This is a genomic window from Saccharopolyspora erythraea NRRL 2338, from assembly GCF_000062885.1.
In the GTDB taxonomy this organism is placed as follows: Bacteria; Actinomycetota; Actinomycetes; order Mycobacteriales; family Pseudonocardiaceae; genus Saccharopolyspora_D; species Saccharopolyspora_D erythraea.
The window spans coordinates 7684029-7697218 of record NC_009142.1 but is presented as its reverse complement, the minus strand read 5'-3'; the positions used below and the strand labels follow the sequence as shown (position 1 = coordinate 7697218).

General features: G+C 70.8%; 14 protein-coding genes and 4 tRNA genes. 15 read left to right on the top strand and 3 right to left on the bottom strand.

What is annotated here, in order from left to right; translation table 11 throughout:
- Window positions 1-9 precede the first annotated feature (9 nt).
- On the bottom strand, window positions 10-501 hold the full coding sequence (locus SACE_RS33175; protein ID WP_009944072.1) for a YajQ family cyclic di-GMP-binding protein: 492 nt from the start codon (window positions 499-501) through the stop codon (window positions 10-12).
- 126 nt (window positions 502-627) lie between these two features.
- Between SACE_RS33175 and SACE_RS33170 the strand changes: the two genes are divergently transcribed.
- The 10 genes from SACE_RS33170 (at window position 628) to SACE_RS33125 (ending at window position 7708) form a co-directional block, all read left to right on the top strand.
- Window positions 628-708, top strand: a tRNA-Tyr gene (locus tag SACE_RS33170).
- Between the two features lie 495 nt (window positions 709-1203).
- Window positions 1204-1518, top strand: a complete 315-nt coding sequence (locus tag SACE_RS33165; RefSeq protein ID WP_011875183.1) for a hypothetical protein — start codon at window positions 1204-1206, stop codon at window positions 1516-1518.
- A 38-nt stretch (window positions 1519-1556) separates the two neighbouring features.
- A complete protein-coding gene (locus tag SACE_RS33160) occupies window positions 1557-1826 on the top strand; it encodes a hypothetical protein (protein ID WP_009944075.1) in 270 nt (89 codons plus the stop codon).
- Window positions 1827-1882: 56 nt separating this feature from the next.
- Window positions 1883-2860 carry an alpha/beta hydrolase gene (locus SACE_RS33155; RefSeq protein WP_232292678.1) on the top strand — a complete coding sequence of 326 codons (978 nt, stop codon included), beginning with the start codon at window positions 1883-1885 and terminating at the stop codon, window positions 2858-2860.
- 320 nt (window positions 2861-3180) lie between these two features.
- On the top strand, window positions 3181-5814 hold the full coding sequence (locus tag SACE_RS33150; RefSeq protein ID WP_009944077.1) for a putative bifunctional diguanylate cyclase/phosphodiesterase: 2634 nt from the start codon (window positions 3181-3183) through the stop codon (window positions 5812-5814).
- An 82-nt stretch (window positions 5815-5896) separates the two neighbouring features.
- Window positions 5897-5969, top strand: a tRNA-Thr gene (locus SACE_RS33145).
- Between the two features lie 73 nt (window positions 5970-6042).
- Window positions 6043-6118 (top strand) — tRNA-Met (locus SACE_RS33140).
- Between the two features lie 58 nt (window positions 6119-6176).
- On the top strand, window positions 6177-6341 hold the full coding sequence (gene rpmG / locus SACE_RS33135) for a 50S ribosomal protein L33 (protein ID WP_009944078.1): 165 nt from the start codon (window positions 6177-6179) through the stop codon (window positions 6339-6341).
- Between the two features lie 471 nt (window positions 6342-6812).
- Window positions 6813-7283 carry a MaoC family dehydratase N-terminal domain-containing protein gene (locus SACE_RS33130; RefSeq protein ID WP_009944080.1) on the top strand — a complete coding sequence of 157 codons (471 nt, stop codon included), beginning with the start codon at window positions 6813-6815 and terminating at the stop codon, window positions 7281-7283.
- Window positions 7280-7708 carry a MaoC family dehydratase gene (locus SACE_RS33125; RefSeq protein WP_009944081.1) on the top strand — a complete coding sequence of 143 codons (429 nt, stop codon included), beginning with the start codon at window positions 7280-7282 and terminating at the stop codon, window positions 7706-7708. Before SACE_RS33130 ends, SACE_RS33125 begins: the two co-directional genes overlap by 4 nt.
- Window positions 7709-7825: 117 nt before the next feature.
- Here the strand turns inward: SACE_RS33125 and SACE_RS33120 are convergent, their stop codons facing one another.
- A complete protein-coding gene (locus tag SACE_RS33120) occupies window positions 7826-9064 on the bottom strand; it encodes a pyridoxal phosphate-dependent aminotransferase (protein WP_009944083.1) in 1239 nt (412 codons plus the stop codon).
- Window positions 9065-9318: 254 nt separating this feature from the next.
- Here SACE_RS33120 and SACE_RS33115 point away from each other — a divergent pair.
- From SACE_RS33115 to rplA, 5 genes are all read left to right on the top strand, one after another.
- Window positions 9319-9391: transfer RNA gene (locus SACE_RS33115), tRNA-Trp, on the top strand.
- A 30-nt stretch (window positions 9392-9421) separates the two neighbouring features.
- Window positions 9422-9823 carry a preprotein translocase subunit SecE gene (gene secE / locus SACE_RS33110; protein WP_009944084.1) on the top strand — a complete coding sequence of 134 codons (402 nt, stop codon included), beginning with the start codon at window positions 9422-9424 and terminating at the stop codon, window positions 9821-9823.
- Window positions 9824-9903: 80 nt separating this feature from the next.
- Complete coding sequence (gene nusG / locus SACE_RS33105) at window positions 9904-10755, top strand: transcription termination/antitermination protein NusG (RefSeq protein WP_009944085.1); 852 nt, start codon at window positions 9904-9906, stop codon at window positions 10753-10755.
- Between the two features lie 150 nt (window positions 10756-10905).
- On the top strand, window positions 10906-11340 hold the full coding sequence (rplK, locus tag SACE_RS33100; protein ID WP_009944086.1) for a 50S ribosomal protein L11: 435 nt from the start codon (window positions 10906-10908) through the stop codon (window positions 11338-11340).
- A gap of 84 nt (window positions 11341-11424) precedes the next feature.
- Window positions 11425-12141, top strand: a complete 717-nt coding sequence (gene rplA, locus SACE_RS33095; RefSeq protein ID WP_009944087.1) for a 50S ribosomal protein L1 — start codon at window positions 11425-11427, stop codon at window positions 12139-12141.
- Window positions 12142-12210: 69 nt separating this feature from the next.
- Here the strand turns inward: rplA and SACE_RS33090 are convergent, their stop codons facing one another.
- Window positions 12211-13137 (bottom strand): hypothetical protein, encoded by a 927-nt coding sequence (locus SACE_RS33090; RefSeq protein ID WP_011875182.1) that lies wholly within the window; start codon window positions 13135-13137, stop codon window positions 12211-12213.
- Window positions 13138-13190 lie beyond the last annotated feature (53 nt).

The window sequence follows — 13190 nt, the reverse complement described above, 5'->3', positions numbered from 1 at the left end:
CAGCCCAAGTTACCGGTAGTTCTCGAACTGCAGGGCGACATCGAAGTCGCTGGACTTCAAAAGCTGGATGACGGTCTGCAGGTCGTCCTTCTTCTTGCCGGACACGCGCAGCTGGTCACCCTGGATCTGCGCCTGCACGCCCTTCGGGCCCTCGTCCCGGATCTTCTTCGAGATCTTCTTGGCCACGTCCTGGGCGATGCCCTGCACGAGCTTGCCGGTGACCTTGTAGACCCGGCCGGAGGAAGCCGGCTCGCCCACGTCGAACGCCTTCAGCGAGATGCCCCGCTTGATCAGCTTCTCCTTGAAGACGTCGATCGCGGCCTTGCAGCGCTCCTCGGTCTCCGACTCGAGGGTGATCGCCTCCTCACCGGACCACTGGATCCTGGTCCCGGTACCCCGGAAGTCGAACCGGTTGGCCAGCTCCTTGGCGGCCTGGTTCAGCGCGTTGTCGACCTCCTGGCGGTCGATCTTGCTCACCACGTCGAACGACGGGTCTGCCACCTCTCCTACCTCCTGTTGCGCTCGCCGATGCGGTCACCGGACACGCTACCGCCACGCCCCCCTGCGAATCCGGTGGACGCCGGTATGTATCCTTTCCACGCAAGCCAGTTCCGACTGGTGCGCGAAGCCGGGTTGCCCGAGTGGCCAAAGGGAGCTGACTGTAAATCAGCCGCGCAAGCTTCGGAGGTTCGAATCCTCCACCCGGCACTCGAGAGTGGGTGAGCCCTGTCCGCGGATTGCGCGGACGGGGCTCTCTTCGTTTGTGCTGGTCGGGGGGTCGAACCCCCCGGGCCCCCCACGGTGCGGTGGTTGCTTTCGGCTTGCTCCTCGGCTCGTGAGCGTTCCCGGCCTGGGTTTCTACCAGCGGTCTTCGCTTGTGCTCGGTCTCCTTCGGGGACCTTCACGGCGCGACTTTCACTGCGGGGACCTTCACGACGTGGCCTTCACTGCGGTGACCTTCTCAGTGGTGACCTTCTCAGTGGTGACCTTCACGACGTGGCCTTCACTCCGGTGACCTTCACTGCGGGGACCTTCACGACGTGGCCTTCTCAGCGGTGACCTTTTGAGCGGGCCCTTCACTGCGGTGGTTTCTTCGGGGCTGCCTTCCGTGCGGTGTGCTCTTGGGTACGGCTTGGCTGCTGCTGTGACCTACGGGGCACCGGGGTCTCTGGCTGGGGCTTTGGGGGTTCTAGGGTTTCTTGTGTGGGTGATCCGTATTTCGTGCTCGTCGAGACCTCCGAGCTGGGTGGGCTGGTGGGGGCGCTGGACGTCGTCGACGAGCGGGCGGAGCTCAACCACCGGTACCGCAAGCTCATCGCCGATTCTCGGCAGGTGCTGGAAGGTCCGCGGGTGCGGCTGACACAGGCCAGGGGGATCGCAAAGCGGCTGATGGTGCTGGTGAAAGCCGCCGGGCCGGGCTTCGCGGACGGGCTCGGCGAGCGCGAGCGCGCCGCGCTGGAGGAGGGGCTCGCGCAGGCCGAGTCGCTGGTGCAGCGCGGTCCCGCCGCGGGTTCGTGACGCTCGGCCTCGGCCCCTTCGGCGGCTAGGCTGGCGGGGTGGCCATCGACCGCGCGGCCCGCGCGCGACGCAGGCGCGAGCAGCGCGCCGCGGCGCAGCACGCCCCGCCGCCGGAGGAGCGGCGGCGGCTGGGAGCCGCCGCGACCGAGGTCGAGGGGCTCTTCAGCGCTGGTGCCAAGCACCGGCTGGAACGGCTGGAGTGGGTGGCCGTGGCGCGGGAGGACGAACGCGAGTCCGGCGCCGGGCCGCTGGACTTCGACGCCGGGGTGATCCGCTTGGGACCGGCCGACGACGAGCGCACCGGCTGACATCAGCCGGAGATGAACACCCGACGCGGTGGCCCCTGGCCCCGTATGTTCGAGATGTGCCCTTGAGCGCCCGACCGACCTCCGAGCGCCCCGCCGAAGCCGGCGCCGGATACCTCCACCACCGCCAGTGGTTGAGCTACCAGGAGTTCTTCCCCGGCGGCCTGCGCCTCACCGCCGAGACGGCACCCGACGAGCAGTGGTGGCGCTGGCGCGGGATGGACGTGCACCTGGACCGGGTGGCGCGCCCGGACGCCCCCGCCAAGCTCGTCGCGCTGCACGGCGCGGGCGGGTACGGGCGGATGCTCGCCCCCTACGGCAGGCTCCCCTCGCTGTACGACCTCGACTACCTGGCCCCGGACCTGCCCGGGTTCGGGCTCACCGACCCCGGACGCAACCACGTCACCTACCGGACCTGGGTGGAGTGCGTCGCGGCGCTGCTCGAGCGCGAACGCCGCACCGACCCGCGCCCGGTCGTGCTGCTCGGTGTCGGCACCGGCGGCCGGCTGGCCTACGACGTCGCCGCGGCCGCCGGATCGGTCGCGGGCGTCGTCGTGACGTGCCTGGCCGACCCGCGGCGCGGGGAGGTGCGGCGGCGCCTGGCGGTGCGCCCGGAGCTCGGCCAGTGGTCCGGTCTGCTGTCGCTGGCCCCGTGGCCGCTGCGGCAGGCGCGGGTGCCGGTGCACTGGCTGGCCAACGTCGCCGCGGTGTCGAACAACGTCAAGTTCGCCGAGCTGGTGTGGGCCGACGCGCTGGGCGGCGGGAACTGGATCTCGCTGAGCTTCGTGCGCAGCTACCTCGCCGGCGCTCCGGTGACCGAGCCCGAGGAGTTCCGCGGACCGCCGGTCCTGCTGGCCCACCCCGACGAGGACCGCTGGATACCCACCAGCCTGTCGACCCGGTTCTTCGACCGGATCGCCGGACCGACCCGCTTCGCGGCGTTGCGCGGCGGCGGGCACCTGCCGGTGGAGGAGATCGCGCTGGCCGACCTCGACCGGGCGGTGCGGGACTTCCTCGACGAGCTCGGCCTCACGTAGAAACCCGCAGGTCGATCACCTTCCGTTCCAGGCCGGACACATAACGTGAAGGCTTTTTCGGGTTGTTGCGCGTCCGCTCACAGCCGACCGGACGACTTTCTCGACGACATTTCCGCCCGGGTGCCCACGAGCACGTGATCGGCGATATCCGCAGGTCAGTCCGCCGGACGCGGTCGAACAGGCGGTTCCACATGGCGAACTCCACACCCGCCGGGGTGCGGCGAGGATCTCCGGCCACTGGCCAAGGTCACCTGTCGTGAGTCACGATCCCAACGGCAATCCGGTGCGGCGCCCGTGTCGCCAGGCGACTAGGAGGGTGGATGATCGAGCGTCACCGCTCTCTGGAGTCGCCGGCCGCGCTCGACGCCGCCCGCCCTCCGGTGCGGGCCGAGGTCGACCCGGTTCGGCGGCGGATGTTCACCGCCTTCTCACTCGTGGTGCTGCTCACCGGCGTGGCCGCGTCGGCTGCGACCTCGGCGTGGCTGCCGTTCCACTACAGCACCAACCTGCTGCTCATCGGACCGCTGCTGGCGATGGGCTTCCTGCTCGCCGAGCAGCTCACCATCGACGTCGACGTCAAGCGGGTCGGCTGGACGATCTCCTTCACCGAGATCCCGCTGATCCTCGGCCTGCTCACCGCCCCGTTCGAGGTGGTGCTCGCCGCGAACCTGCTGGCCGGCCTGGGCGCCCAGGTCGGGCGGCGGGCCGCCACCCACGTCGCCTACAACGCCGGCGTGATGTGCCTGGAGATCGCGGTTCCGTTCGCGGTCGCCAGCGTGGTCACCCGGACGGTCGGCACCGCGAGCCCGGAGTGGTTCGGCCCGGTCGTCGGCACCCTGACCTCGCCGCTGATCAGCTGCGGGTTCGCGCTCGCCGCCCTGCACGTGCTCGGCGGCGCCATGCGGGTGTCGGCGGGCGCGCGGCTTGCGGTCAACACGCTGGCGGTCGGACTGCTCAACACGTCGGTCGGCCTGATCAGCTACGAGGTCGCCAGCACCACCCCGTGGGGCTGGCTGCTGGTCGGGCTGGTCGCGGTCGCCGTCCTCGGGCTCTACCGGGCCTACTCCGGCCTGCTGCGCGAGCAGCGCGACCTGGAGGCGCTCAGCGACGTCAGCCTCAGCGTCGCCCGGTCGGGGCAGGCCACCGCCCGCGGACCCTCCTCCGACGCCGACCTGGAGGCCCCGTCGGTCACCGAGTGGGAACCGGTGGCCGAACGCATCCGAGAGCAGCTCAACGCGACCAGGGTCGTGCTGCGGCTGCGGCTGGACCCCAACGGCGAGGTCAGCACCCTGGTGGCGGGCGATCCGCTGCCGGAGGCCGCCGAACAGGCCGCGCCCTCGGCGCTGCGCGACGACCCGCTGCTGCAACTGCCCGGCAGCCACGTGCGTTCGTTCCGGACGCTGGAGGCGCCGGAGGAAGTGCGCCGGGCGCTGCGGCAGCGCGGGGCGTACGAAGCGCTCGTGGTGCCGCTGCGAGGAGCCAGCCAGCTCCTCGGCGCGGTCGAGGCGCACGACCGGGTCAGCCGTTGGCGCGGCTTCGGGCGCGCCGACGTCCGGCTGCTGCACACGCTGGCCAGCCACCTGGCCACCGCCATGGACAACCGCAGGCTGCTCGCCCGCCTGCGGCATGACGCTTATCACGATCCGCTGACCGGCCTGCTCAACCGGACCGGTTTCCGGGAGATGTCGGCCGAGGAGCTGCGCAACGGCCGCACGGCGGTCGTGCTGCGGATGGACCTCGACGTCCTGACCACGGTCAGCGAGGCGCTCGGCTACACCTGGGGCGACCGGATGGTGGTCGCGGCGGGCCGCCGGATGCGCGACGCGCTGGGGGCGGAACCGCCGCTGGCGCGGCTGGAGGCCAACGCCTTCGCGATGCTGCTGCTCGACCACACCGAGGACGAGGCGCGTGAGGTCGCCACCCGGCTCCGGGAGGTGATCGCCGAGCCGTACCCGCTGGACAAGCTGGTCGTGGAGGCCACCGCGGTCGCGGGCTACGTCTCGTCGGCCCCGGCCGACGGCGAGCCCGAGAACGACGTCGACACCCTGTTGCAACGCGCCGACGTCGCCGTCCGGGCCGCCCGCAACGGCGAGGACGGCGTGCGCCGCTACGCGCCGGCGATGGGCCAGGTCTTCCTGCGCCGCTTCCAGCTCGTCACCCAGTTCCGCCAGGCCATCGACTCCGGCCAGATCGAGGTGCACTACCAGCCGAAGGTCTCGCTGCCGGAGCGCCGGGTGGTCGGGGCCGAGGCGCTGGTGCGCTGGTCGCACCCGGAGTACGGACGGCTGGATCCCGACGAGTTCGTGCCGGTGGTGGAGGCCACCGGCCTGGTCGACGCGCTGACCTCCTTCGTCATGGAGTGCGCGCTGGTGAAGGTGCGCGAGTGGCTCGACCGCGGGCTGCGGATGTCGGTCGCGGTGAACCTCTCGGTGCGCAACCTCGCCGACGAGTCGTTCCCGGACCGGGTCGCCGAAGCGCTGGGGCGCCACGAGATCCCGCCCGAACTGCTCACCTTCGAGCTGACCGAGTCCAGCGTGATGGAGGACCCGGAGCGCTCGATGCCGGTCCTGCGCAGGCTGCACGCGCTCGGCGTGGTGCTGGCCGTGGACGACTTCGGGACCGGCTACTCCTCGCTGGCCTACCTGCGCCAGCTCCCGGTGGACGAGGTCAAGATCGACAAGAGCTTCGTGCTGGGCATGGGCACCGACCTCGGTGACATGGCCGTGGTGCGCTCCATCGTCGAGCTGGGCCACTCCCTGGAGCTCGTGGTGGTGGCCGAGGGCGTCGAGGACGACGCGGCCCGCGACCAGCTCGTCGCGATGGGCTGCGACATCGCGCAGGGCTACCTGATCTCTCGTCCGCTGCCCGAGGACCGGCTGGAGGCGTGGCTGCGGGCCCGCACCGTCCGGGCTCGCGGGCCGAGGTCGGAGACCGTGCTGACCCTGGTGCACTGACCAGCGGTTTCCCCGTTAGGGGACCCCCCGTTCCAGGGGGCCTGAGGGGGTGTGTAAAGTTCTAATCGCTCCGCAAGGGCACGCCCCAATAGCTCAGTCGGCAGAGCGTCTCCATGGTAAGGAGAAGGTCTACGGTTCGATTCCGTATTGGGGCTCGGAAGGCAGCCGCGGTGCTCGACAAATGGGTACTGCGGCTGTTTTTGCATGGGATAGGCTGTATCCCAGCGCGGCGGTGTAGCTCAGTCGGTAGAGCAAGCGGCTCATAATCGCTGTGTCGCCGGTTCAAGTCCGGCCACCGCTACCATTGACCGGTTCGCGTTGTAGCGAGCTGTCCCAGCAAGTTCGAAGAGAAAGGCACCCCCGTGGCCGCGACCGACGTTCGCCCCAAGATCACGCTCGCGTGCGAGGAGTGCAAGCACCGCAACTACATCACCAACAAGAACCGGCGCAACGACCCGGACCGTCTGGCGATGAAGAAGTTCTGCCCGAACTGCGGTACGCACCGCGTGCACAAGGAGACCCGCTGACCGCAGCGGATCCTCTCGCGAGATCCAGCTTCACCGAAGACCCGTCTCGGCCGCGCCGGGGCGGGTCTTCGTGCTTCCTCCCGGTCGGCGGGAGTCCTCGTGGCGAAGGTCGCGCCCGGCGCCCGGACGTCCAGCGCGCGTAGGTCCGGCCCGACCGCGCGTGTGGCTCCGGCCCGACAGCGGGCGTGAACCGGTCGAACCGCGCGCGTGGCCCCGGCCGAACCGCGCGCGTGACCCTGGCTCGACCTGCAGGCGGGCCCCGGCCTGGCCGCGCGGGTGACCCTGGCTCGGCCTGCAGGCGGGCCCCGGCCTGGCCGCGCGGGTGACCCTGGCTCGACCTGCAGGCGGGCCCCGGCCTGGCCGCGCGGGTGACCCTGGCCCGACCCGCAGGCAGGCCCCCGGCCTGGCCGCGCGCCGAGCCCGCCGACGAGGGCCGCCGCAGTGGCGCGGAGCGGCCGGTAATCTGCACACGTGCCGCTCGACCAGTCATTCATCGGACGTGAGTACCCGCCGACGCCGGCCTACGAGGTCGGCCGGGAGAAGATCCGCGAGTTCGCCGAGGCGATCAAGGACCGCTCGCCCCTGCACCGCGACCCCGAGGCCGCCAAGGCCGCCGGGTACCCGGACGTGATCGCCCCGCCGACGTTCGCGGTGCTGCTGTCGATGAAGGCCCACGACGCGATCGTGGAGGACCCGCAGCTCGGGCTCGACTACAGCCGGGTCGTCCACGGCCAGCAGGAGTTCGCCCACCACCGGCCCATCCAGGCCGGCGACCGCCTGCGCACCGTCGTGCACGTCGACGACATCAAGGCCCGCGCGGGCAACGACTTCCTGACCGTGCGCGCCGAGATCACCACGGTCGAGGGTGAACCGGTCTGCACGGCGAAATCGACACTGGTCGCGCGGGGAACCGCGGAGGACCCGGAAGGTGAGGACGCATGACGCTGCGGATGTCCGAGGTCTCCAAGGGCGACCTGCTGCCGGAGCTCAACGTCCCCGTCACCCGCGCCGACCTGGTGCGCTACGCCGGGGCCTCCGGGGACTTCAACCCGATCCACTGGAACGAGCGCTTCGCCACCGAGGTCGGGCTGCCGGACGTGATCGCGCACGGCATGCTCACCATGGCGCTGGCGGGCCGGCTGGTCACCGAGTGGACCGGCGACCCGGGCGCGATCGCCAACTACAGCGTCCGCTTCACCCGCCCGGTCGTCGTGCCCGACGACGGCGAGGGCGCGCTGGTCGAGCTGTCCGGCAAGGTCGCGGCCAAGAACGACGACGGCACGGTGAAGGTCAGCATCACGGCCCGCAGCGCGGGCCAGGGCGTCCTGGGCGGCGCCAGCGCGGTGGTCCGCCTGGCGCAGGACTGAGACCCGGCAGCGCCCGTCCTGGCGGCGCCGTGGCCGGGTCGCCGCACCGAGGCCGGAAACGGCCGTGGGCCGCCCGGGAAGTCCGGACGGCCCACGGTTCTCGCGGTTCGTGATTCCCTACTTCGCCTCGCGCAGCAGGTCGCCCATCCGGCGGACGCCCTCGGCCAGGTCGTCGTCGCCCAGCGCGTAGGACAGCCGGAAGTAGCCGGGCGTGCCGAACGCCTCACCGGGCACGACCGCCACCTCGGCGTGCTCCAGCACCAGCGCGGCCAGCTCCACGCTGGTCTGCGGACGCGAGCCCCGGATCTCCCTGCCCAGCAGCTCCTTCACCGACGGGTACGCGTAGAAGGCGCCCTGCGGCTCCGGGCAGCTCACTCCCGGGATCGCCGACAGCAGCTCCACGATCTTGCGCCGCCGCCGGTCGAACGCCTCCCGCATCGCATCGACCGCGTCGAGCGAGCCGCTGACGGCCTCCAGGGCCGCCCGCTGCGAGACGTTGGAGACGTTCGACGACAGGTGCGACTGCAGGTTCGTCGCGGCCTTGATGACGTCGGCCGGGCCGATCATCCAGCCGACCCGCCATCCGGTCATCGCGTAGGTCTTGGCGACCCCGTTGAGCACGACGCAGGTGTCGGCGAGCTCGGGCACCACCGCGGGCATCGAGACGTGCTCGGCGCCGCCGTAGACCAGGTGCTCGTAGATCTCGTCGGTGATCACCCAGATCCCGTGCTCGACGGCCCAGCGGCCGATCGCCTCGACCTGCTCCGGTGGGTAGACCGCGCCGGTCGGGTTCGAGGGCGAGTTGAACAGCAGGACCTTCGTGCGCGGCGTGCGGGCGGCCTCCAGCTGCTCGACGCTCGCCAGGTAGCCGGTCGACTCGTCGGTGCCCACGACCACCGGGACACCGCCGGCCAGCGCGATCGCCTCGGGGTAGGTCGTCCAGTACGGCGCGGGCAGCAGGACCTCGTCGCCCGGGTCCAGCAGCGCGGCGAACGACTGGTAGACGGCCTGCTTGCCGCCGTTGGTCACCAGGACCTGGCTCGGCTCGACCTCGTACTGGGAGTCGCGCTTGGTCTTGGCGGCGATCGCCTCGCGCAGCTCCGGCAGCCCGGAGGCCGGGCTGTAGCGGTGGTTGCGCGGGTCGGCGCACGCCGCCGCGGCGACGTCCACGATCGGCTTCGGGGTGGGGAAGTCGGGCTCGCCGGCGCCGAAGCCGATCACCGGACGCCCGGCGGCCTTGAGCGCCTTGGCCTTGGCGTCGACGGCGAGGGTCGCCGACTCGGCGATCCCTCCGACTCGCGCGGAGATCCGCGGCTTCCCGGTGTTGTTCTCGGACTGCGTCTCAGGTGCGGCCATAGCAGCATCCTTGCAGATGAGCTGTGGTGCGCGACACGGGTGCGGGAGCTCGGGGTATGGTGTGCCGGCGGCTCGGGGGAGCCCGGCTCCGATGATCTCGACACCCCGCGGGGGGTGCGGTTGGAGCTTGGTCGACTTCGTGCCGTACACTTTTGAACTTGGGATGCCACGGCACCTTCGAAACCCGCCGACCGGACCGGGTGGCGGGTCGGGTACCGGGCGTCCCGAACTGCGGTCGAGAACGCGGGCCGCAAAGGGGTGTAGCTCAATTGGCAGAGCAGCGGTCTCCAAAACCGCAGGTTGCAGGTTCAAGTCCTGTCACCCCTGCGTCGATGCGACGGTGAGCGGAGGATGGGCGTGAGCGAGGACCGCGAGCAGGAGCGGGACGGACAGCGCGAAGACGCTGCCCAACCGTCCAGCGCCGCGGCGCGGCGGGAACGCCGCGCCTCCGCCCGCTCGGCCGCCCGAAAGGGGCGGTCCGGGGAGTCGGCCGACGCCGGCTCCACGCGCACAACTGAGTCGAAGGGTCGGCCGACCCCCTCGCGGGACGGCCGGCAGGGTCGGGTTTCGCCGTTCCGGAAGATCGGACGCTTCCTGCGCGAGGTCGTCGCCGAACTGCGCAAGGTCATCTGGCCGACGCGCAAGGCGCTGGTGACCTACACGCTCGTCGTGCTGGTGTTCGTCAGCGTGATGGTGGCGTTCATCGCGGGCGTGGACATCCTCTTCGCCAAGGGCGTGGACTGGCTGTTCGGCGGCTGACCACTTCCGGCCGCGCACCGCGTGGGGCGGCGGATGCCATCGACCCGGCACGCAATGCACGAGAGGAAGCGAGACCGACTGTGACCTCCCACGAGGGTCAGGAACTCACCGGCCCCACCGATGAGCAGGCGCCAGCCGCCGATTCGACGGCTGACTCGGTCGACGCTGTCGAGACCACCGACGCCGGCGAAGCGGTCGCCGGCGAGCAGGCCGCCGAGGACAGCGCGGGCGAGGCCGCGGAGTCCGCTGACGAGCAGGCCGCCGACGACGAGTCCGGTGACGAGGCCGAGGCCGAGGAGACCGACGAGGAGGCCGAGGAGGCCGACCCGGTCGAGGAGCTGCGCGCCGCGCTGCGCCGCGCCCCCGGCGAGTGGTACGTCGTGCACTCCTACGCGGGCTACGAGAACAAGGTCAAGACCAACCTGGAGACCCGGGCCCAGACGCTCGACGTCGAGGACTACATCTTCCAGGTCGAGGTGCCGACCGAGGAAGTCACCGAGATCAAGAACGGGCAGCGCAAGCTGGTCCAGCGCAAGGTGCTCCCCGGCTACATCCTGGTCCGGATGGAGCTCAACGACGCTTCCTGGAGCGCGGTCCGCAACACCCCGGGTGTCACGGGCTTCATCGGTGCGACCTCGCACCCGTCGCCGCTGAGCATCGACGACGTGCTGAAGTTCCTCGCGCCGCGGGCCGAGAAGGAGGCCAAGCCGGAGGCGGGCAAGAAGGCGGCCGCGCCGGCCGCCGCCAAGCCCTCGGTGGAGGTCGACTTCGAGGTCGGCGAGTCCATCACCGTCATGGACGGGCCGTTCGCGACGCTGCCCGCGACGATCAGCGAGGTCAACGCCGACGCCCAGAAGCTCAAGGTGCTGGTGTCGATCTTCGGCCGGGAGACGCCGGTCGAGCTGTCGTTCAACCAGGTTTCCAAGATCTGACCGGCTCCCCGCGCGGGGAGCACGGCGGCCGTGGGAGGACCCGGGCAGGACCCTCCCGCGGGAGCCGACGTCGCCAAGTCGTGGGCCCCGTCGGCATCTCGGCTCAGTGGTTCGGGCCGATCAACCGGATAGAAGACCAAGGAAGCGAACATGCCGCCCAAGAAGAAGAAGCTCGCAGCGATCATCAAGCTGCAGATCTCGGCTGGCCAGGCCAACCCGGCCCCGCCGGTCGGTCCGGCGCTGGGTCAGCACGGCGTCAACATCATGGAGTTCTGCAAGGCCTACAACGCCGCCACGGAGAGCCAGCGCGGCGACGTGGTGCCGGTCGAGATCTCCGTTTTCGAAGACCGTTCCTTCGACTTCAAGCTGAAGACCCCGCCGGCCGCGAAGCTGCTGCTGAAGGCCGCCGGTGTGCAGAAGGGCAGCGGCGAGCCGCACAAGACCAAGGTCGGCAAGGTCTCGATGGACCAGATCCGCGAGATCGCCCAGACCAAGATGGTCGACCTCAACGCCAACGACCTGGACCAGGCCTCCAAGATCATCGCCGGCACCGCCCGGTCGATGGGCCTGACCGTCGAAGGCTGAGCACGCCCCTTCAGGGCTTTCAGCGTGGGAGGGCTCCAGCGCAGCCCGACCAACCACAACTGATCCATTGCGATAAGGACAGACATGGCTAAGCGCAGCAAGGCATATCAGCAGGCGGCCGAGCTGGTCGACAGGGCGCGGTTGTACGCGCCGCTGGAGGCCGCCGAGCTCGCCAAGAAGACCGCCAAGGTCAAGATGGACCCCACCGTCGAGGTCGCCATGCGGCTGGGCGTCGACCCCCGCAAGGCCGACCAGATGGTCCGCGGCACCGTGAACCTGCCGCACGGTACTGGCAAGACTGCCCGCGTCATCGTGTTCGCCGTTGGTGACAAGGCCGCCGAGGCCGAGGCCGCCGGGGCGGACGCGGTCGGTTCCGAAGACCTGATCGAGCGCATCCAGGGCGGCTGGCTCGATTTCGACGCGGCGATCGCCACCCCGGACCAGATGGCCAAGGTCGGCAAGATCGCCCGGGTGCTGGGCCCGCGCGGCCTGATGCCGAACCCGAAGACCGGCACCGTCACCCCGAACGTCACCAAGGCGGTCGCGGACATCAAGGGCGGTAAGATCAACTTCCGGGTCGACAAGCAGGCCAACCTGCACATCGTCATCGGCAAGGCCTCGTTCGACACCGACAAGCTGGTGGAGAACTACGCGGCCGCGCTCGACGAGATCCTGCGGGCCAAGCCGTCGACCTCGAAGGGCCGCTACCTGAAGAAGGTCACCTTCACCACGACGATGGGTCCGGGCATCCCGGTGGACCCGAACCGCACCCGGAACCTGCTCGAGCCCGCCCAGGTCTGAGCGGTTCCACAGCGACAGCGGAGGCGGGCCGTCCCGGAAGGGGCGGCCCGCCTCGTCGCATTTCAGGGGTCAGCGCCGGCACCGGTCGGGCTCGAGCTCGTAGCCCGAGATGATCCAGCCCCCGTCGCGCTGGCGGGTGAGGCCGAAGCTGCCGAGCTTGGGGCCCCCGGTGACCTGCATGAAGCAGCTGTACACCGACGCCTTGCCGTTGACCTCCTCGATCGCGTCCGGCCCGAAGCCGGGAGCCGCGTACGAGGCGGGCGCGGTGATCTGCTCGTGGAGCCGGTTCGCGGCGGTGTTGCAGTCCGGTGCTTGGTGCACGGTCGCGAAATAGCCCTTGGCCTGGTCGCTGAACAGGTCGCACACCTTGGACGGCGGGTTCTCCCGGAGGGAGTTGTAGACCGCGGACACGGCGTCGGCCGGATTCGTCGAGGTGATCGGGGAGGAGTTGGGCGGGGCACCGCCGGTGCCGGTGCGGGAGTCGTCGCGGCCGCCGCCGAAGAGGTCGGTGAGGACCACGCCGATGAGGTTGTAGGCCACGATGACGATGACGAGCAGGTAGATCAGGCGGCGGACGAGCTTGAAGCGCAGGGGCCACAGCAGGCGCCTGAACCACACCGTGCCGCGGTGGGCGGTGCTGGTCTCCGGCCACGCCGGGGGCCCGCCCTGCGGGGCGTCGGGCCACTGGACCGGTTGCGCGGGCGGCGCCTGCGCCGGCGCCGATGGCGGGGTGGGGACGGCGAGGTCGGCGCCACCCCCGAGGCCCTGCTGGGAGCGCTGCCATTCCTGGAACTTCTGGAACTCCAGGAACTGCTGGTACTGGCGGAACTGCTCGTCGTCGGACGGCGGGGCGGCGCCGGTGCTCGACGCGGGGCCGTCCTCGACGACCTCTGCGTCGACGACCTCCGGCGCCCGGCTCCGGTCGGGCAGGTGGTCTTCGGGGTCCTGCGGGCGGCGGTCGCCGTGCGACTCGTTCGGGTCGGCCACGCACCACATGATGCCGTGCCCGCCGCCCGTGGTCATCACAGGCGATCAACGGGCCAGGTGAG